Genomic DNA, 18396 nt, shown 5'->3' with positions numbered 1-18396 from the left:
TTCTTTATGAAAACAATTCTGATAATAGAAGAATAGCCTGATTTCGGCAAATATGTCAAAGACAAACCTGAAGGTGATTTTGGTGGTCATCACGCAAATAAAACAGAATATGATAGAGGTGATGACACATTGGGGGTGAAACAAATGGGAGTGGTTAAGGCTACATCTAAAGACGTCGCCCTTTTGGCAAGGCTTTTGCGGGCGGAAGCTGAAGGTGAAGGTGTACAGGGGATGCTGCTTGTCGGAAATGTCGGAATCAACCGGATCAGGGCAAATTGTTCCGACTTTGTGGGGCTGCGCACCATTCCGCAGATGATTCATCAGCCGCATGCCTTTGAGGCTGTGACACACGGCTATTTTTACCAAAGGGCGAGGGAAAGCGAAAAGCGTTTGGCGCGGAGAGCGATCAACGGAGAAAGGTTCTGGCCGGCAAAGTTCAGCCTGTGGTATTTCAGACCGGCGGGTGCATGCCCGGCGCAGTGGTATGATCAGCCCCATGTCGGGCGCTTCAAAGCACACTGTTTTTATGAACCGACAGCCGAAGAGTGTCAAAATGTCTATAATACGTTTTAACATGACAGGTCCCTTTTCAGATGGAGCAGCACCGTCTCAAAAGGGATCTTTGTTTTTAAGCGGGCATTCTCAAAAAAGCTCGGCAAGCATTTCGAAAGACCGCTTTTTATCTTCAAACCGGTATACATTTGTCAATACCATGATCTCCTCTGTTTGATAGTGTTCCGAGAGCTCATCAAGCTTTGTTTTCACTGTCTGGGGCGAGCCGATGACCATCCGTTCGCGGTTTTTGAGGATCTTCTTTTTATCGGCGGTGCTGTATGCCGCCGATTTCGCTTCCTCAATGCTTGGCACGCGGCTGTCGAGACCTTTTTCAACCCGAAGAAGCCAAAGGTCCTGGCTCAGGCAGAGTTCTTCCGCTTGTTCATCGGTGGCTGCACAGATGACGAATACGGCGGCCATAGCATGAGGCCGATCAAAAAAAGCCGAAGGCCGATAGCTTTCATTATACGTTTTGAAAGCATTTCGCCCTCTTTCAGGGTGAATGAAGTGGCCGAATACATATCCGATTCCCATGTCCGCCGCCTGTTTGGCGCTGTTTTCTCCAAGACCTAAAAGCCAGGGGGCGGGCGGCGCAGCTGTCAGCGGAGCGGCTTTAATGCCGGCATAGTCATGTCCGGAAGGGATGGCGTCCGTCAAATAGTAAAGCAAATCTTGAAGCTGTCTCGGAAAATCCCGCAAACTCTTATTGACTCCATCCGTCAGGGCGAGCCGGGTTTTGGCGGTGCCGCCTGGCGAGCGGCCGAGTCCGAGGTCGATTCGTCCGGGGTAAAGCGCTTCAAGCTGCCGAAAGCTTTCGGCCACTTTAAAAGGACTGTACTGCGGAAGCAGCACACCGCCGGAACCGACGCGGATATTTGCGGTTTTTGCCGCAATATGGGCGATCAAAATTTCCGGCGCAGTGCTTGCAAGCCCGCGTGTACTGTGGTGCTCGGCAAACCAGTATCTTTTGTAGCCCCATTCATCGGCTAACTTGGCCAGTTCAGCCGTCTGCTTTAATGCGGTGTAGGCATCTGATCCTTTGGATACAGGAACCTGGTCGAGTATGCTGAGTTGTATCATCGTGTCCCGCCATCCTTTCCGTTTCCTAATAAGTGTAAATCAAGCATATGAAAAATGGCTGCCAGGGTCAAATGAACCGATTCGGGCGGATTTAAACAGAATCAGTCAAAACATGACAGCGCTGAAACAAAAACGAAATATAAATGTAATATAACTTGGCACCTATTGTCGAAAATAGATGTTATAATAACGTCTGTACATCAGTTTCGGATATATAATTCATAGGTCGTAAGTCTTGAATGTTCATTTTTAACATATTAATATTTTGCGAATTTACATAATGAAACAAAAAGAATACATAAAGGAAAGAGGAGTAGAAAGTGAAGAAAAAAGTTTATGCTGTTGGTTTAGCGTCGGTTCTTGGAGCAGCTGGTCTATTTACCCCCTTTATGAACAACACGGCATCTGCGGAAACATCTCAGCAGAAGCAGGAAATTCAGAAAAAGCGTTCGGAAGTTGATTCAAGCATCGAAAGCAAAAGAAAAGAGATTGCAAAGCTTCAGGAAGAGCAGAAAAAACTTGAAGACAAAATAAAAGATCTCGATAAAAAAGCGCTTGAAACCAGCAACAAAATCGAAAAGAAGCAAGAGGAAAACAAAAAAACAAAAAAAGAAGTGGATTCTCTGAAAAAAGAAATCAAAGAAACGGAAAAACGGATTGAAGAGCGTTCAAAAGTGATTAAAAAACGCGTGCGCAGCCTTCAGGAAAACGGCGGTTCGCAAAACTACATCGACGTTCTTCTCGGCGCGCAGAGCTTTGGGGACTTCATCACACGCGCGACAGCCGTTTCAACGATTGTCGATGCGGACAAAGATCTGCTGAACGAGCAGGAGAAAGATAAAAACAAGCTTGAAAAAGCAATGTCTGACTTAAATAAAAAGCTGGATGAAATCCAAAAAACGCTGGCTGACCTGAAAACTCTCAAAGCTGACTTGGACAAGCAGCTGAAAGATCAGGCGAGCCTTTCTGAACAGCTGAACGCGAAGCAGTCGAAAGCGGAATCTGAGCTGAACGACCTGAAAAAAGAATCAGGCTCACTAACAAAAGAAGAAGCCGCTCTTGAACAAAAAATTAAAGAAGAGAAAGCTGCTGCCGCTGCGGCCGAAAAAGCCAAAGAGGAGTCAGCATCAGCAAAGTCTGATTCAGCTTCTGTCGGCAAATCAAGCGGATCTTCCAACAGCGGTTCATCAAGCAGCAAAAGCAGCAGTTCATCAAGAAACTATTCTTCAGGCTCTGCTGTAAGCAGCAATTCAGGCGCGATTGAAACGGCAATCAGCACCGGATCAAGCATCGTCGGCAGATCTCCGTACAAATGGGGAGGCGGACGCTCGCAAGCCGATATCAACAACCGTCGTTTTGACTGTTCATCTTTCGTACGCTGGGCTTATGCATCAGCGGGCGTAGAATTGGGCTTCGGAGCGACAACAAGCACGCTTGTCGGCAAAGGCCGCGCTGTCAGCGCATCTGATATGAAACGCGGAGACTTGGTCTTCTTTGACACATACAAAACAAACGGCCACGTGGGAATTTATCTGGGCAACGGAACATTCTTAAACGATAACAGCTCACGCGGCGTATCGATCGATTCAATGAGCAACCCGTATTGGAGTGCACATTTCAGCGGAGTTGTCAGACGGGTCGTTGAATAAAATCATGCGAAAAAGCACCATTCCGAAAGGAATGGTGCTTTCAAATTGTTGACAAAATCCTAAAACGGTTTTATGTTTTAGGATTTTGTCATCCTTCTTTCAGCGTGATTGAAAACCTTTGCAGTCTAGGAAGGCCGAGCATCGGAGCACAGCGAATGTTGCAATTCGTGAGCACCGACGCGCAGGCCTGACAACGAATGCGAGGGTTTGTCGACACGCTGAGAGCACCATTCCGAAAGGAATGGTGCTTTTTTCATTACAGCGGCAAATCACGCTTTTTAAAGGAGAGGATGCCGAGCAGAAAGGCAGCCAAACCGACCGCTGAAAGAATAATGGACGCGGCCGCGATATCGGCACTGCCGTTTACAATATCGCTCGGCCTGAACAAAGAGAAGATCGACACGTTTCTTAGCCATTCCGTTTCTTCGCTTAATTTGCCGATCAAATCGAGGCTGAAGAACAGGAATGTAATGCCGCCGGAGAAGCCGAGCGCTTTTTTCTCATCATTCGACATGGCGGATATGAAAAAGGAAATGCCGCTTATCGCAAAAAACAGCAGAAACCCGAGCAGGTTCAAAAGCAGAAATCTGGATACATTAAAATCATAGTCATCGCCAAGCATAAAATGATACCCCGCCAGCCCGGCTGCTGTTGTCACGGCCATGATGACAAGCAACCCTGTCATGAGGACAACGGCCTGTGTGAAGGCGACCTTTCCCCTTGTCGTCGGCGTTGACAAAATATACGCCATAGAGCCTTGATCAACCAACCTCGCTACAAGCTTTGTCGACAGCATGACAGAAAAGATCGAAAGAATCACGATAAAAATAAGGCCGTAATATTCTCCGGACATAAAATCCTCAAGACTCCCGAGCCCGTTTTCAAATCCGAACGCGTTCAGAAAGCCTTCAGGCATCGAAGTGATCAATTTTTCAATATCCTTCGCGTTCTCTGCGATGCTCGGGTAGATTCCCAATATGAAAAGAATGTAGAACGCGGAGCCCGCCGCATAGCTCATGATCCCTTTCAGATTGGTTTTTAACATTTGTTTATACAGGGAAAGATTCATTGCACTGTCCCCTTTCTGTCATAGTAGTTCATAAACACTTCTTCCAAGCTTTGTGATGATACATCAATGTGCCGAATTTGGTATTTGGCCGTTTCCTTAATAAATTGGTCGTGGTTTCCCAAAACGGCGACTTTGACGCGATTGTCCTGCCGTGACTCAATGTGCAGGCCTGAGTCCATAAATGCCGGGATATCGGCAGGGTTTTCAAATGTGACTTCAAACACCTTCCGCTGCATGGACTGCAGTTCGTGAATATCTTTAATGGCAATGATGACGCCGTCTTTTATAATGGCGGCTCTGTCACATGTTTTTTCGATTTCCGGAAAGCTGTGAGAGGACATTAAAAAAGTCGTCCCTTTGGCTTTTTCTTCGAGCACGATATCAATAAATACTTTTTGCATCAGCGGATCAAGGCCTGATGTAGGCTCATCAAGGATGATCACTTCCGGGCTGTGCATGAAGGCGGCGACAATCCCGACCTTCTGTTTCATGCCTTTTGACATCTTTCTAATCGATGTGTGAACGTCGAATTGCAGCCGTTCGATCAGCTCATTGCGCTTAGCCTCATCTTTAACCCCCTGCATATCTGCCATGAAATCGAGAAACGTTTTTCCTGTCATTCCCTCGATAAAGGCGATTTCCCCGGGAAGGTAGCCTATGTGCCGCTGAACCTCGCCTTGATTTTTCATCATGTCCATCTCGTTCACTTTGATGTCGCCTCGATCAGGTCTCATAAACCCCATAATGTGGCGGATAGTAGTCGATTTTCCGGCCCCGTTCGGACCTAAAAATCCAAAAACTTCTCCTTTGTTTATGGAAAATGAGACATCAAATATGCCTTTTCCATTTGAAAATTGTTTTGTCAGCCCTTGTACTGTCAGCATCGTGACACCTCCGGTAATGAAAAATATGAAATATTTATAATAAAAAATTTCATAATTTATTTTACGTTCATAAGAACTTTTTTGTCAATGGAATTTGATGAAATATTTTTATGTTATAATTTCATTAAGAAATATTGATAAGGATGGTTGTATGAACGGATTTGAAAAAAGAGCGTTGCTGATCAAAGAAAAGATCAAGAAAACAACGCTGAAATTGCTGAATACGCGGGACGTAAAGCGAATCCGCATTACCGATATTGCAAAAGAGGCAAACGTGTCCCAAGTCACAATCTATAATTATTTTGGCAGCAAAGAAGCGCTGTTGAATGAAGTCTTTAAGGATTACATTGACCAAGCGATCGCCGAGTTTGAAGAATATATGAAAAAAGATATACCGGTAAAGAAAAAAATCGAATTGATCATTTCGCAAAAAAAGGAAGCGACCAATCAGAAGTTTGCGTTGACAATGGTTAAGGAACTGATGATCGAGGAAAACGAAATGATGAATTACGTGAAAAAACAATATGACGAAAAAATTATTCCGCTGATGCTGCAAATGATTGAAGACGGCCACCGCTCGGGCGAGGTCTCTCCGAAAGTAACCGCACAGGGCTTTCTCGTTTTTATGAACATGATCATTGAACATTCCAAAACATTGGGTGAAGAATATGAAAAGAACAGGCAGTTTGCTGAAGAGATGCAGCACATTTTTTTCTACGGGCTTTGCGGAAGGCCTTAGCCAAGGGCATGAAAAAGGGGTTTCCTTTATTTTCACAAACGTGACATATCTGTCATTTATGTGAATAGATGAAACAATTTCCTGAAGCTTTCCGTATATAAGACGGATACAAAAAAAGAAAGGATTTACCAATGATGAAGCACTCCTTTTTCTTTTTCATGCTTTTTGCTTTTTTTCTTCTCGCGGGGTTTTCTTCTATAGCCGATCAATCTTTTTCAATTGATCGTGTCGATATTCAAGCCAATGTCAAAGAAAACGGCGACTTGGATGTGGAGGAGGTTTACACATACCGCTTCAAGGGTTCCTTCAACGGGGCGTCAAGGTCGTTCAGCAAGGATGAAACAGGGCGGATAAAAGGCTTTAAAGCGTACCTGCTTGCAAAAACCGGCGAAGCCCGTCCGTTAAAAACAACGCAGGAAGATGGAACCTACTTTGCTCATACCGCGGTAAAAGATGAAGCAAAGAAAGTGCTGTTTCACTATGCTGTCGAAGATGCTGCGAAGAAATTTGAGGACACCTCTGTTTTGCGCCATTCTTTTTTCCAAAAAACGAATACAGTGATGCATCATGTAAACATTCGGGTCAGGCTTCCTGATTCGGTTCAGCCGGCGGATATCCATGCGTTTCTCCGTGAAAAAGGAGATGGTGAAATAACAGGGATCAGCTACCATACCGTTATATATCACAGCGGGATGATCCCGGCGGGGACAAGCTCCGAGCTGAGAATCTATTTCCCGCAAAACGCCCTGCCTAAGGCGGTTCGCCATCCTTCCTACCAAACGGTGGACGATTTGTTAGCGGAGGAAAAAAACGAGGCGGAGCGCTATGCCAAGCGGGGGGGACGGCTGGAAAACGCCGACAGGACGGCATCGGTTTTTTCCGGCATCATCGGTTTGATGATTGTCGCGGTCCTGATTCTTTCATTGGTGAAGAAAAGGCGGCAAAAACTGCTCCCGCTTGAAAAGCTGGAAGCCTTTGATCCTGTTCTGGTTGCCTATTTGTACAGAAAAGGCAGCCTCACAGAGCGCGATTTGCTGGCGGGGCTGCTGTCGCTTTATCAGCGCGGGCTTGTCACAATGAAAAAGGTGAGGGCGGAAGAACGATTTCTCCGCGACCGCAAAGCGCCTGATGAGACATATCAATTCGAATTCTCCGATGATCTCATGTCGCTGACAAAACCGGACCGGCTGTTCATTGAAAAGCTTTTTGAGCAAAAGGAAAACGGAGTTTACCTGTTCAGGCTGGACTCGCTCAGCGGACCGACTGAAGAGGAAATTGAGGAAAAGGAAGGGTTGGAGAAATACGAGCGGAAACGAATCATTCTTCAGAATGTTGTTCAAAAATGGACGGAGAACATCAGGCAGGACGCCGTATATAAAGAGTTATTTCAAGAGAACCGCTGGCTGCGCATGCTGTCGCTTACACTGCTCTTCTTCCAAACGGGGTTCCTGCTTTATATCATGGCTGCGGATGTTGTGCCTCAGGCCGGTTTTATGATCGTATGTATGATTTTCGGCTTTGCCTTATCGGCAGGCATCGTTTTGGCCAAGTATAAACTGTATTCGATCATGTTTTTTCTCGGGCTGTTTATCGCATCTCTCTTTACGGACAGCATTTCGACCATTCTGTTTTACGGTATAAGCCTCGCGCTTTCCATCGTATTGATTGCGCTCATTCCGTCCATCAAGGAAAGCAGGTCTGCCTTCATCTACAGAAGGTCGGTTCTCTCATGGAGAAACCAGCTGAGACAAGGAGCAGGCCTTTCAGAGAGAAGCCTGTCTGAAAATGAAAAAATCTTCGTATATGCCATTGTCCTTGAAATCGAGGATGAGTCAATGGCGTTTGTCAAAGGATCAAAAAACGGACTTGACCAAGCCTTCCCAATCCTTGGCATGGCCGCCTGCGGCGATTTTCATTACCCGTTCTTGAGCTGGCAGCAGACCTTGGCTGTTCATGGTCATACGGCAGCCCATCATGCAGGCGGTTCAGGATCGGACGGGGGAAGTGGGCCGGGGGCTTTTTGAAGGCTATCTGAATCCAGATAGCCTTTTTCAGCGCGGCTTATCCCCGCAGCCGCTGTTCCGCTGTTTTTGTACGGTGGGTGACGGGTTGATGGCCGTATGCTTTCGCAAGGCCGAATGCCGGCATATTGTGATAGAAGGTTTCATAACGGCCCTTCGGAACCGTATATGTTTCATGATAAATGCCGACAGCGCCTGATGCCGCTGTTTTTTGATAAAAGCGGCGCCAGGCAGCCATATGTTTTCCGCCTTTCGCATAGGCGGTCAAAGCTTCGAAAGAGCGCCAGTATTGAACCAGCAGGATCGTCCGGAAATTGATGGCCGATTCCATAGAAAGAAAGCCGAGATCTTTGTTTTGGTAAAGCTCGCGAATCATAAGCGGCATGGCGGTGAAAACCGGCCACCATTGGTGAACCGCATGCCATTTGTTGATTCTCATCCCGATCACAAACACGACCACTTCGTCCTCAGGATGTGCCGTAAAAGGCTTGGTGATGATCGTTTTACCCATCTTTCTCATCCTCTCCGTTTACTAAGCGTCCGATTGTCGCTTCACACCACTCGATCCCGGCCATTGTGCTGCGCTTACCGAAATCAAGTGTGAACAGCCAATATTCAGCATCTGTCGAGTGATCACCGCATGACAGAATGGATTGTTCGATCGTTTCATACATCACGTACCGTTCTTGAAGCTTGCGCTGATATTCCCTGACTTTCTCAGCAGTCGCCGGGCGCTCCTGCTGTCTGGAGAAAAAAATCTTCAGCAGAAACTCGTTTTTTTCCGCAGCGATTTCTTTGATCGGTTCTTCAAGCCAGCTTTGCAGCGCTTTTTGTCCTTCTGCGGTTATGCGGTACTCCTTTCTATCCGGTTTCTTATCCTGCACGGCAGGCGCAGCGGTCACCCATCCGGTTTCCGCTAAATGCTTGAGGGCGGGGTAGATTTGGCCGTAGCTGATTTTCCAAAAGTGGTTCAGGCTTTGGTCGATCATTTGCTTCATTTCATATCCGGTTCGGTATCCGGCAGTAATCAATCCGAGCAAAGCGTAGGTCGTCTGATTTCTTTTCGTCATGGGCTGCCTCCATATATCTTTTTGATATATATCTGTTAGATACATAATAGCAAAGGTGTGATGATCATTGCAACACAGCGGAGCATTTTTCTCAGGAAGATTATAAAAAAATATGAAATGATACGAAACCTTTAGGCGGATCAGTCCGTATATATAGTTAAGCAAGTTAAATAATGATTCATTAGTCTTGTATTTATGCAGACATGAATCACGCTGGCGTGATAATAAGGTCTTTAAAACTCTTGATCTCATGCAGCAGAATATGATCCGAAAGTTAAAATAATGAGGGAGTGAATCATTTGGCTATTTCTTTAGAGAAAGGTCAGCGAATCGATTTAACAAAAGGAAATGCGGGGCTTTCGAAAATTATGGTCGGCCTCGGCTGGGACCCTGTATCTTCTGGCAGCGGCGGATTTTTTGGTAAACTGTTTGGAGGAGGCGCCCCGAATATTGATTGTGATGCTTCTGTGCTGATGCTGGAGAATAACAGAATGACAGAAAAGAAGAATGTCATTTACTTCGGAAATTTAAAAAGCAGATGCGGCAGTGTTGAGCATACAGGTGACAATTTGACAGGGGAAGGCAGCGGCGATGATGAGCAGATTATCGTAGACCTTCAAAAGGTTCCCGCAAACATTGACAAGCTGGTGTTTGTCGTCAATATATACGATTGCGTCAAACGCAGCCAGCATTTCGGAATGATTGAAAATGCCTTCATCCGCGTGGTTGATATGAACAATCGCCAAGAGATGGTAAAGTACAATCTGAAGGAGGACTATTCGGGCCGGACAAGCCTGATTACGGGAGAGATATACCGGCACGGAAACGAATGGAAGTTCACGGCTGTCGGAGAAGGTACAAACGATACAAGCATTACGGACATCGTCAAACGCTACGCCTAAAATAAATGAGCAAAAGGAGCGATTTAGATGGCAATTTCATTAGCGAAAGGTCAGAAGGTTGATTTAACGAAAACAAATCCGGGGCTCTCAAAGGTAGTTGTCGGTTTGGGCTGGGACGTCAACAAATATGACGGAGGATTCGATTTTGACCTTGATGCCAGCGTGTTCCTGCTGGATGCCGAAGGCAAGTGCGCTTCAGAGAAAGATTTTATTTTCTATAATCAAACACAAGGCGGAAACGGGTCTGTTGTACATACAGGCGACAATCGGACAGGTCAAGGGGAAGGCGATGATGAACAGGTATCAATCGACTTGAACGCTGTGCCTGACAATATTCAAAAAATCTCTTTTGTCATTACCATTCATGATGCTGAAGCCCGCCGCCAAAATTTCGGTCAGGTGTCTAACGCTTATGTCCGCGTGATCAATGAAGACTCCAACGAAGAGTTGATCCGTTATGATCTTGCCGAGGATTTCTCGATCGAAACGGCGCTGATCACCGGTGAACTTTACCGCCATGCCGGAGAGTGGAAATTTTCAGCGATCGGTTCAGGCTATCAGGGCGGATTGGCGCGGATCGCCACTGATTTCGGCCTGCAGATCGGCTAGCTGACAGACCGCACCGGTTTCCAAGTAGCCTGATAATTCGCGAAGGAGGTTCCATACATGGCTATTCAGTTATCTAAAGGACAGAGAATCGATTTAACGAAGACGAATCCGGGCTTAACAAAGGCATTGATCGGCTTAGGCTGGGATACAAACAAATACACAGGCGGAGCGGACTTTGACTTGGATGCTTCGGCATTTCTTGTCGACGGGAATGACAAATGTGTGAATGACCACGATTTTGTTTTTTACAACAATCTCGAGCATCCGAGCGGCGCTGTCATCCATACGGGTGACAACCGGACAGGCGAAGGGGAAGGCGATGATGAGCAGATCCTTGTCGAATTTTCCAAAATTCCCGCACACGTCGAGAAAATCGGGATCACGGTCACGATTCATGACGCGGAAAGCCGCCGTCAAAACTTTGGACAAGTATCAAACGCATTCGTCCGGCTCGTCGACGACTCTACAAATGAAGAGCTGCTTCGTTTTGATTTAGGCGAGGATTTTTCGATTGAGACAGCGGTAGTGGTTTGTGAGCTGTACCGCAACGGATCAGATTGGAAATTTAACGCCATCGGCAGCGGTTTTTCCGGGGGATTGGCATCCCTTTGCCGCAATTACGGCTTACAAGTTTAGTTTTGCCGACTGAACCGCCTGTGTTCTCGCGGTTCAGTCTTCTCTTTTTAAAATTAGGAGGTAACCAATAGTGGATTTATTTCATCATGTTATATCAGTTTATGCTTCATTCTTTGATTGGGGCATGTGGGTCGAGGTGCTGACCGACCCTGTTTCCTGGGGGCTGATCGGCTCTCTCGTCGTGCTGGAAGGACTTTTATCAGCGGACAACGCCCTTGTTCTCGCCGTTATGGTCAAACACCTTCCGGAAAAACAGCGCAAAAAAGCGTTGACTTATGGATTGATCGGAGCATATTTCTTCAGGTTCCTCTTTATCGGGCTCGGTATGATCCTGATCAAATTCTGGTGGATTAAGCTGATCGGTGCCGCCTATTTGGCGTGGCTCGTGATCAAGCATTTCTTTATCGGCGAAGGTGATGACGAATCCGGCGCCATTAAAAAAGACGGCTGGATGGTTCGCGTGTTCGGCGTTTTCTGGGCTACAGTCATCTCAGTTGAACTCATGGACCTGGCGTTTTCAGTTGACAGCATTCTTGCCGCATTTGCGGTGTCTGAAAAAGTCTGGGTGCTTTTGATCGGCGGAATGCTCGGGATCTTGATGATGCGTACTGTCGCGAAATTCTTCCTCACGCTGATTGATAAAGTGCCTGAATTGGAAGCAACCGCATTTGTTTTAATCGGAATCATCGCATTGAAAATGGCGGCCAGTGTATGGCACATTGAAATGCCGCACAGCGTGTTCTTCATCATTCTGATTGTTGCCTTTGCGGCTACATTTGTCATTCACTATATGAACAAACAAAAAGCCGTCAAAGAGCAAACGGCCGCTTCAAAAGAAGAATAAAACTCAGGAAAGGGGGGGAGTGCATCTGCTCCGCCCCTTTTAATCAATAGGAGATATCGTTCCTATTCAAAAGAAGGTGACCCATGTGCAATACTTTCATTTTTTATCCCCCTCTCAAAAAGAAGATATCTTTTTCAAACAGCCGGGGTCGGTGACGAAAGACTCTCCGAAACACATACTTGAGCATGCGCTCGGAGCAACGCTCTATGTTCCGGGAAACCGTAAAGATATTGCCGATATGATCACAAAGCAAAAATATCCCGAACTTTGTTCCGTTGTGTTTTGCCTTGAAGATTCGATCGGCGACTGCGAAGTTCTTCAGGCGGAAAACAATCTTGTCAGTCAGGCTGATATCATTTATCAGGCGCAAAAACTCGGGACCATCACGAGCGAGGTCCTGCCGTTGATGTTCATCCGCGTCCGCGAACCTGAACAAATGCTTGAATTGGGCAATAAGCTCGGACGTGCGCTTCACTTGTTTACCGGGTTTGTATTCCCTAAGTTCTCCACATTTAATGCTGAACACTATCTCGATACACTGTCTACATTATCAAAAGAGTCGGGCATTGCCTTATACGGGATGCCGATCTTTGAGACGCCTGATTTGCTTGTAATGGAAACAAGGATCAAAGCTTTGCACGAATTAAAAGAGACGCTTGTTTTTTATCAGGACGTCATTTTGAACATACGGATCGGCGCCACCGATCTGTGCGGTCTTTACGGATTAAGGAGAAAGCCGCAGACCTCGATTTATGACATTATGGTCATCGCCGATTTTATCAAAGACATGATCAATTATTTTGGATTGCAGTTTGTGATCTCCGGTCCTGTATGGGAGTATTTTGAAGATCGTTCACATACCGCCGCATCTCTTTCGGGACGGACTTCGTATTGGAAGACAGCAGCGGGCGGAGATCTGCACTTGCTCAATCCGTATATGGACGGGCTGATCAATGAAACACGCCTTGATCTCGCCAACGGCATCCATGGCAAAACTGTGATTCACCCGACACATCTCAAACCGGTGCAGAGCATGCATGTCATTTCAATTGAAGAGTACTTGGACGCCGTCAGCATTCTCGAAAGTGCGGACGGCACACGCGGTATTGTGAAAAGCTCTTTTTCCAACAAAATGAATGAAATCAAGCCGCACTTAACATGGGCGAGAAAAATACTGTTAAAGTCAGAGATATATGGGGTGTATCATGAAAACCGCAGCTACATGGACATACTTACCGCAGAAAAGCAGCTTTCAAATATTGAATCATATGGAAGTTGAGTTGACGATTACTGACAATCCGCTCTCCATTCCCCCGCGGGCATTATTTGAAATGGCGGCGAGGGTCAATAAAAAACGGGGGTTTTTGTTTGTCAGCAAAATCCTCGGCAAACACATACCGGTCCATCCATTAAAGCCGCTCATTGCATCAGGGCTTTTAGCGATGGAACACGCCGAGCGGACTTCCGGTTCGCTGATTGATGGGAAAGCCGCACTCGTATCAGGGCTGTTGGAAGAGGATCATGAGCTTGTGAAAATGGCTTACGATCTTCTAAAAAAGCAGCGCATCAAGCCTGCTGCACCTCCGCTTGTCATCGGGTTTGCCGAAACGGCGACAGCGCTTGGACATGGTGTGTTCGACTGTTTAGAAGGCGCGTCGTTTATTCATACGACAAGGGAGGCATTAAAGGATATCGAATCCGCCCTTGTGTTTGAAGAAGAGCATTCACACGCCGTTGATCAGCGCTGCTATACAGACGGGCCCGTGTTCGAAAGCGACAGACCCGTGATTTTAGTGGATGACGAAATCACCACCGGCAAAACGGCGCTGAACATCATCAGGGATATTCAGAAAAAGCATCCGCGCAGGGAATATGCCGTTCTTTCACTATTAGACTGGCGGTCTAGCGAGCATAAAGAAGCGTTCCGCAAAGCGGAAGCAGCGCTCGGCGTCACCATAACGACAACCTCATTGCTGTCAGGATCTGTTGTATTTAAAGGCGAAACGCTTGATCGGTCACACTATGATTATCATCCGCATAGCGATGGCGGAGACCTCTCCATCCGGCACATCGATGTTGGCGAAGAGTTCACAGCGCTCCCCTTTGCGGCAGAAAAAACAGGCAGGGCTTCATTTGTGAAAGAGACCGGCCGGTTTGGCATCTCCGATCATGATCAACAAGCGGTCGAGGAGGCCTGCCGAAAAGCGGGCAGCCGCCTTCAAGCTCTTCGAAAAGGGAAGCGTGCGCTTTGTTTAGGAACGGGAGAGTTTATGTATCTTCCTATGAAAATCGCAGCTTTCATGGGTGAAGGTGTTTCCTATCAATCAACGACGAGAAGCCCGATCCATCCATCTGACAGAGATCAATATGCCGTAAAAAACGGCTTTTGCTTTCCAAGCCCGGAGGATGAGGACATCAGACATTATGTCTACAACCTTCCAAAACGGGGCTATGATGAAGTGTTTATTTTTGTTGAAAAGCCTGTCACGAAAACGTCGCTGCAGCCGCTCCTAGAGGTTTTCAGTGATAGAAAAATAGAGAATGTCACCATTGTGGCTTTTTCTAAAGGAAGTGATCTTCATGACCAATAGAGTTCTGACAATGGGGAGTTATCCCGCATCTGATGTGACATTTTTGTTAAAGGATCTTTCAGGCCTTTCGATCGAAAAAAGCACCCGTGAACGGGAAAACTTGATTCAAAGCGGCACACATTATTCAGAAATGCTGCCTGTTGAATATAAACCGACGGATGAATATATGAAGCTCTTTTATGCTTCGCTTGAAGACAGCAAGCAAAAGGTGGCCGAAGCCGTCGCGATTGTCGCTGAACAAATCGTTCAAAAACGGGGACTGCATACAGTACTGTGCAGCTTGGCACGGGCCGGGACGCCGATCGGTGTCTTGATTAAACGGTATATCGAAGTGAAATACGATGCAGCGCTTCCTCATTACAGCGTCTCAATCATCCGTGACAGGGGAATCGACGAAAATGCGCTTCATTACATTCTCGAACATCATCCCGGCGCTTCTGTCGCGTTTATTGACGGCTGGACTGGGAAAGGCGCGATTACAAAAGAATTGACGCGGGCTGTTAGCGATTTTAACAAAGCGTACGGAACAGCGCTTCCTTCTGAACTGGCGGTTTTGGCAGACCCGGGGTATTGTTCGTCTCTATACGGAACGAGGGAAGATTTTCTCATTCCAAGCGCCTGCTTGAATTCCACTGTATCCGGTCTTGTCAGCCGAACCGTTTTCAATCAAAAGTGGATTGGAAAAGACGATTTTCACGGAGCGAAATTTTATGAAGAGCTATTGGAGGAAGACGTGTCAAACCTCTATGTCGATACCATCGCCGCCGAATTTCCCGCCTTATTCAAAACAGCCGCGGAAACGGCGGCACTGCTGATGAATCATAGCGAAAAGCCGGATTGGCGCGGGCTGGCATCCATCGCAACCATACAAAAAGCGTTTGGCATTGACAACACGCATTTGATCAAGCCGGGTGTCGGTGAGACGACGAGAGTGCTGCTGCGCAGAGTGCCTTGGAAAATCTTGATCAAGCCCGGATCACAGAAACGGCTGAAACACATCTTGCTTCTGGCCGAAGACAGGGGCGTTCCGGTGGAAGAATACAAGGATATGTCCTACAGCTGCTGCGGATTGATCCGTCCGGTCAGGAGGGACATATGAAAGCTTTCGCGAGTGATTTGGACAGAACATTGATTTATTCGAAAAAGATGATTGAAGCATATGGGGCAGAAACTGACTATCAGCTCATCGAAACCCTTGAAGGAAAAGAAATTTCCTATATTTCGGAGAAGACGAAGGAGAATCTTCGCAAGATCTGTGAAAACATGCTGTTTATTCCGGTCACGACCAGAACGACTGAGCAATACAAGAGAATCACTTTATTTCAGGAGACGATCGTTCCTGAATACGCGATTACAACCAATGGCGGCTGCATTTTAAAAAACGGCATGCCGATCAGGGAATGGTCCGGGTACATAGAAAAAAAGCTTCAATCCTGCATGCCGATCAGTGATATGCTGGAGGAAATCGCAAAGCTCCCGGTTTCTCATGCAGCAGAAAGAGTCAGAACAGCGCACCACTATTTTGTATATTTGATCTTTGCTGAGGAAAATGTGTGCAAAATCAACGCTTCCGCCGCCAAAGCATGGGCGGCGGATAAAGGGTGGCAGGTATCATCGCAGGGAAGAAAGCTTTATTTTATTCCGGAGCCGCTCAATAAATGGAGTGCGGTTGACTATTTGAAGCGCGAGCTCAAGCTTGAAAAAGTGTATGCGGCGGGAGATTCGCTGCTGGATTTTGATTTGATCGCACAAGCGGACTACGGTGTTTCACCCGCCCACGGAGAAGTGCTCCATCATGATCCCGATCTCAACAGGACAATGCGTCCGGGCATGAAAGCAGCGGATGAAATAACGGAGCATATTGTGAACCTCTCCAGTCCTTCGGCCAAAGAAAACATATTTTAGGATGATCAGTCATGATTAAAATAATCGATCTCACCAGCCGCGACATTCTCAGTTCCCAGCAAGCCTGTGAAGAGTGGGGGATTGACTCGTCAACGCTCCGCAAAAGAGTACATGATTTTCCCGTGGGAACCATCAGGAAGTTCGGGACGAGCTATGCTGTGACAAGAGCCGGCATGTGTGCCGTCTTTGGAAGGAAAAATGACGCACAAATGAAGAAAGGGGGGACGGGTGAGCGCTATGAGTCATGATGTGAATGTTCAAACTGCACAGTTCAAAGATGAGGAATGGAAGCAGGTCATCCATAAGCCGCTTACAGAAAGAACCCCGTACGAAAAAGGCAGCCAGCTGACGATCAGCCGTGTGGCGGGGCGGATTCTCGGAACGCCCCATGATGAAACAGACTATTTTATTGAACTGCATGAGCTGTATGTGTCAGGGCGTTTTCATATATTGAGTGAAACGCTTGATAAAACGATTGCTCCGGAAAGGTTTCAGGCCATTCAGCAGATCCATATGATCAATCAGAAAGAAAAAGGGCTTTCCGTCAATCGGTTTGTCGCCTTTCTCGACGGTGAGCGGCTCATCGCCGATCATTCCGATCCAGTCATGCACCGGCATTTAAGGAAGGCGCTGATCGAAGTGCTGCAGACGTTTCAGTCTTCACATGAAAAGGGTTTTCATGACCCTGATTTCCGCCGGGTGCTTCTTGATCTTGTCAAATGGATGGGCAATCATCTTGAGAAATGGCTGAAAGAGGCCGATATTGAAAAAGAAATGCCGAAGGTGGTGTGGTACGGAGATGCAACAAAAAGCCAAAGGTATTTTTTATACTACTTGATGCTCATCGGGTGTGATGTGCTGATTTTTCACCCGGAGGGAAAGGATCAATTTCAGGAGCTGGACCGTGATCAACGGCTTTCTTTCGTCTATACGTATCCGGGAGTCTCTGCCGTTGAGCCGTTTCCGACAGAAAAACCGCAGCGCAAATCAACGGTGGCGTACCGGTCAACGAAGGAATTGGACACCGTGCTGCACAATGAAGACTCCCTGATGTATAAGCCGTGGCAATTCAGGGAGCACACGCCGGTTTCCGTCACATTGAAGACCACCTATGATGAACTGTTTTTAATTGCGAAAGAACGCGCTTTTATCCGGCCTAATTTTAAGGCGTCCAAAACAACGGTAGAGATTCCTCATTTATTTGCGATGGTCATGGGGGTCTCCGCCAATGAAAAGGAATACTGGGACCGTTTGCAGACATTGACGGAGTACAAGGAATCCCATACGATCAGGCGCTTTCCGTTTACAGAAGAAGAGAAGGCCAACTATCAATTCCATTACAGCGATACCCTTGACCAAACAGGCGGAATCGATCCCGGCCGGTTGATGGAAAGCCATATATGGCGTTACAAGCATTTGCCTGAGGGCGTACAGCTCGGCATCGCCGAAGCCGTGTCGAGAATGTGCAAAAAACCGAAGCTTTTGCCTTTAAACGGGGAAAAAACGGCGGAGGTGCAGCTGTATTTGTTTACACAGGCAGTCCGCCTTCCGCAAGAGCTTGTCAACCTCATTCAGACTTTTGACTATTCGCAGACCGTGCCAAAGCTGATTTTGTATCATACCGAACAGACCGGCGCATTATCCAGATCGGACGCTGTGGCTCTGCTTCTTTTGAATGAAATCGGAATCGATATCATCGTTTATAATCCTCCGGGCCACAAATGCATCGATCATTATATTGATGATCAGCTGTTTGACACACACTGGCTTGATGAGATGTCATTCAATCAGGAGTTCAGGGAGCCATCGATCGTGCGAAAGTTCATCAATAAAATCTTTTAA

At 46.8% G+C, this 18396-nt stretch carries 19 protein-coding genes; 14 read left to right on the top strand and 5 right to left on the bottom strand.

Going from position 1 to position 18396, the window contains the following annotated elements:
* Positions 1-144: 144 nt before the first annotated feature.
* Positions 145-573 (top strand): cell wall hydrolase, encoded by a 429-nt coding sequence (locus M654_RS21980; RefSeq protein ID WP_026585793.1) that lies wholly within the window; start codon positions 145-147, stop codon positions 571-573.
* A 69-nt stretch (positions 574-642) separates the two neighbouring features.
* Here M654_RS21980 and M654_RS21975 read toward each other — a convergent pair whose 3' ends face one another.
* On the bottom strand, positions 643-1635 hold the full coding sequence (locus M654_RS21975; protein ID WP_026585794.1) for an LLM class flavin-dependent oxidoreductase: 993 nt from the start codon (positions 1633-1635) through the stop codon (positions 643-645).
* A 320-nt stretch (positions 1636-1955) separates the two neighbouring features.
* Between M654_RS21975 and M654_RS21970 the strand changes: the two genes are divergently transcribed.
* On the top strand, positions 1956-3284 hold the full coding sequence (locus tag M654_RS21970) for a C40 family peptidase (protein ID WP_026585795.1): 1329 nt from the start codon (positions 1956-1958) through the stop codon (positions 3282-3284).
* Between the two features lie 256 nt (positions 3285-3540).
* Here M654_RS21970 and M654_RS21965 read toward each other — a convergent pair whose 3' ends face one another.
* A complete protein-coding gene (locus M654_RS21965; protein WP_026585796.1) occupies positions 3541-4353 on the bottom strand; it encodes an ABC transporter permease subunit in 813 nt (270 codons plus the stop codon).
* Positions 4350-5237, bottom strand: a complete 888-nt coding sequence (locus M654_RS21960; protein ID WP_026585797.1) for an ABC transporter ATP-binding protein — start codon at positions 5235-5237, stop codon at positions 4350-4352. The genes M654_RS21965 and M654_RS21960 overlap by 4 nt, the downstream gene beginning before the upstream one ends.
* A gap of 151 nt (positions 5238-5388) precedes the next feature.
* Here M654_RS21960 and M654_RS21955 point away from each other — a divergent pair, with 151 nt between their 5' ends.
* Both M654_RS21955 and M654_RS21950 read left to right on the top strand, forming a co-directional pair.
* On the top strand, positions 5389-5976 hold the full coding sequence (locus tag M654_RS21955) for a TetR/AcrR family transcriptional regulator (RefSeq protein ID WP_026585798.1): 588 nt from the start codon (positions 5389-5391) through the stop codon (positions 5974-5976).
* Positions 5977-6110: 134 nt separating this feature from the next.
* Entirely contained in the window at positions 6111-8000 is a 1890-nt protein-coding gene (locus M654_RS21950) for a DUF2207 domain-containing protein (RefSeq protein ID WP_026585799.1), read from the top strand.
* 37 nt (positions 8001-8037) lie between these two features.
* On the opposite strand, the gene M654_RS21945 is transcribed toward M654_RS21950, so the two are convergent.
* Together M654_RS21945 and M654_RS21940 are read right to left on the bottom strand one after the other, a co-directional pair.
* Positions 8038-8508, bottom strand: a complete 471-nt coding sequence (locus M654_RS21945; protein WP_026585800.1) for a DUF4188 domain-containing protein — start codon at positions 8506-8508, stop codon at positions 8038-8040.
* Complete coding sequence (locus M654_RS21940; RefSeq protein WP_026585801.1) at positions 8501-9067, bottom strand: PadR family transcriptional regulator; 567 nt, start codon at positions 9065-9067, stop codon at positions 8501-8503. Before M654_RS21940 ends, M654_RS21945 begins: the two co-directional genes overlap by 8 nt.
* 299 nt (positions 9068-9366) lie before the next feature.
* Here M654_RS21940 and M654_RS21935 point away from each other — a divergent pair, with 299 nt between their 5' ends.
* The 10 genes from M654_RS21935 to M654_RS21890 all read left to right on the top strand — a co-directional run bounded on the left by M654_RS21935 (position 9367) and on the right by M654_RS21890 (position 18396).
* Positions 9367-9969: a TerD family protein gene (locus tag M654_RS21935; RefSeq protein ID WP_026585802.1), complete on the top strand. Its 603-nt coding sequence runs from the start codon at positions 9367-9369 to the stop codon at positions 9967-9969.
* Positions 9970-9996: 27 nt separating this feature from the next.
* Positions 9997-10578, top strand: a complete 582-nt coding sequence (locus M654_RS21930; RefSeq protein ID WP_026585803.1) for a TerD family protein — start codon at positions 9997-9999, stop codon at positions 10576-10578.
* A 57-nt stretch (positions 10579-10635) separates the two neighbouring features.
* Positions 10636-11214 carry a TerD family protein gene (locus tag M654_RS21925; protein ID WP_026585804.1) on the top strand — a complete coding sequence of 193 codons (579 nt, stop codon included), beginning with the start codon at positions 10636-10638 and terminating at the stop codon, positions 11212-11214.
* A 70-nt stretch (positions 11215-11284) separates the two neighbouring features.
* Positions 11285-12058 (top strand): TerC family protein, encoded by a 774-nt coding sequence (locus M654_RS21920; protein WP_026585805.1) that lies wholly within the window; start codon positions 11285-11287, stop codon positions 12056-12058.
* Positions 12059-12143: 85 nt separating this feature from the next.
* A complete protein-coding gene (locus M654_RS21915; protein ID WP_026585806.1) occupies positions 12144-13337 on the top strand; it encodes an HpcH/HpaI aldolase/citrate lyase family protein in 1194 nt (397 codons plus the stop codon).
* On the top strand, positions 13327-14649 hold the full coding sequence (locus tag M654_RS21910; RefSeq protein ID WP_035427883.1) for a phosphoribosyltransferase family protein: 1323 nt from the start codon (positions 13327-13329) through the stop codon (positions 14647-14649). The genes M654_RS21915 and M654_RS21910 overlap by 11 nt, the downstream gene beginning before the upstream one ends.
* Complete coding sequence (locus tag M654_RS21905) at positions 14639-15748, top strand: cysteine protease StiP family protein (protein ID WP_026585807.1); 1110 nt, start codon at positions 14639-14641, stop codon at positions 15746-15748. Before M654_RS21910 ends, M654_RS21905 begins: the two co-directional genes overlap by 11 nt.
* A complete protein-coding gene (locus tag M654_RS21900; RefSeq protein WP_026585808.1) occupies positions 15745-16554 on the top strand; it encodes an HAD family hydrolase in 810 nt (269 codons plus the stop codon). The genes M654_RS21905 and M654_RS21900 overlap by 4 nt, the downstream gene beginning before the upstream one ends.
* A gap of 11 nt (positions 16555-16565) precedes the next feature.
* The gene (locus tag M654_RS21895; protein ID WP_026585809.1) at positions 16566-16802 is read left to right on the top strand and encodes a helix-turn-helix domain-containing protein; all 237 of its coding nucleotides are present in this window, start codon (positions 16566-16568) and stop codon (positions 16800-16802) included.
* On the top strand, positions 16792-18396 hold the full coding sequence (locus tag M654_RS21890; protein ID WP_026585810.1) for a YceG family protein: 1605 nt from the start codon (positions 16792-16794) through the stop codon (positions 18394-18396). Before M654_RS21895 ends, M654_RS21890 begins: the two co-directional genes overlap by 11 nt.

It is taken from the genome of Bacillus sp. NSP9.1 (assembly GCF_000465465.2).
GTDB lineage: Bacteria > Bacillota > Bacilli > Bacillales > Bacillaceae > Bacillus > Bacillus sonorensis_A.
This window is presented reverse-complemented; position numbering and strand designations above follow the sequence as displayed.

What these genes read in the sequence shown, in the direction of transcription:
- M654_RS21980 (WP_026585793.1), top strand. Translation starts at nt 145, where the DNA reads ATGGGAGTGGTTAAGGCTACATCTAAAGACGTCGCCCTTTTGGCAAGG.
- M654_RS21975 (WP_026585794.1), bottom strand. Translation starts at nt 1,635, where the DNA reads ATGATACAACTCAGCATACTCGACCAGGTTCCTGTATCCAAAGGATCA.
- M654_RS21965 (WP_026585796.1), bottom strand. Translation starts at nt 4,353, where the DNA reads ATGAATCTTTCCCTGTATAAACAAATGTTAAAAACCAATCTGAAAGGG.
- M654_RS21960 (WP_026585797.1), bottom strand. Translation starts at nt 5,237, where the DNA reads ATGCTGACAGTACAAGGGCTGACAAAACAATTTTCAAATGGAAAAGGC.
- M654_RS21955 (WP_026585798.1), top strand. Translation starts at nt 5,389, where the DNA reads ATGAACGGATTTGAAAAAAGAGCGTTGCTGATCAAAGAAAAGATCAAG.
- M654_RS21950 (WP_026585799.1), top strand. Translation starts at nt 6,111, where the DNA reads ATGAAGCACTCCTTTTTCTTTTTCATGCTTTTTGCTTTTTTTCTTCTC.
- M654_RS21945 (WP_026585800.1), bottom strand. Translation starts at nt 8,508, where the DNA reads ATGGGTAAAACGATCATCACCAAGCCTTTTACGGCACATCCTGAGGAC.
- M654_RS21940 (WP_026585801.1), bottom strand. Translation starts at nt 9,067, where the DNA reads ATGACGAAAAGAAATCAGACGACCTACGCTTTGCTCGGATTGATTACT.
- M654_RS21930 (WP_026585803.1), top strand. Translation starts at nt 9,997, where the DNA reads ATGGCAATTTCATTAGCGAAAGGTCAGAAGGTTGATTTAACGAAAACA.
- M654_RS21925 (WP_026585804.1), top strand. Translation starts at nt 10,636, where the DNA reads ATGGCTATTCAGTTATCTAAAGGACAGAGAATCGATTTAACGAAGACG.
- M654_RS21910 (WP_035427883.1), top strand. Translation starts at nt 13,327, where the DNA reads ATGGAAGTTGAGTTGACGATTACTGACAATCCGCTCTCCATTCCCCCG.
- M654_RS21905 (WP_026585807.1), top strand. Translation starts at nt 14,639, where the DNA reads ATGACCAATAGAGTTCTGACAATGGGGAGTTATCCCGCATCTGATGTG.
- M654_RS21900 (WP_026585808.1), top strand. Translation starts at nt 15,745, where the DNA reads ATGAAAGCTTTCGCGAGTGATTTGGACAGAACATTGATTTATTCGAAA.
- M654_RS21895 (WP_026585809.1), top strand. Translation starts at nt 16,566, where the DNA reads ATGATTAAAATAATCGATCTCACCAGCCGCGACATTCTCAGTTCCCAG.
- M654_RS21890 (WP_026585810.1), top strand. Translation starts at nt 16,792, where the DNA reads ATGAGTCATGATGTGAATGTTCAAACTGCACAGTTCAAAGATGAGGAA.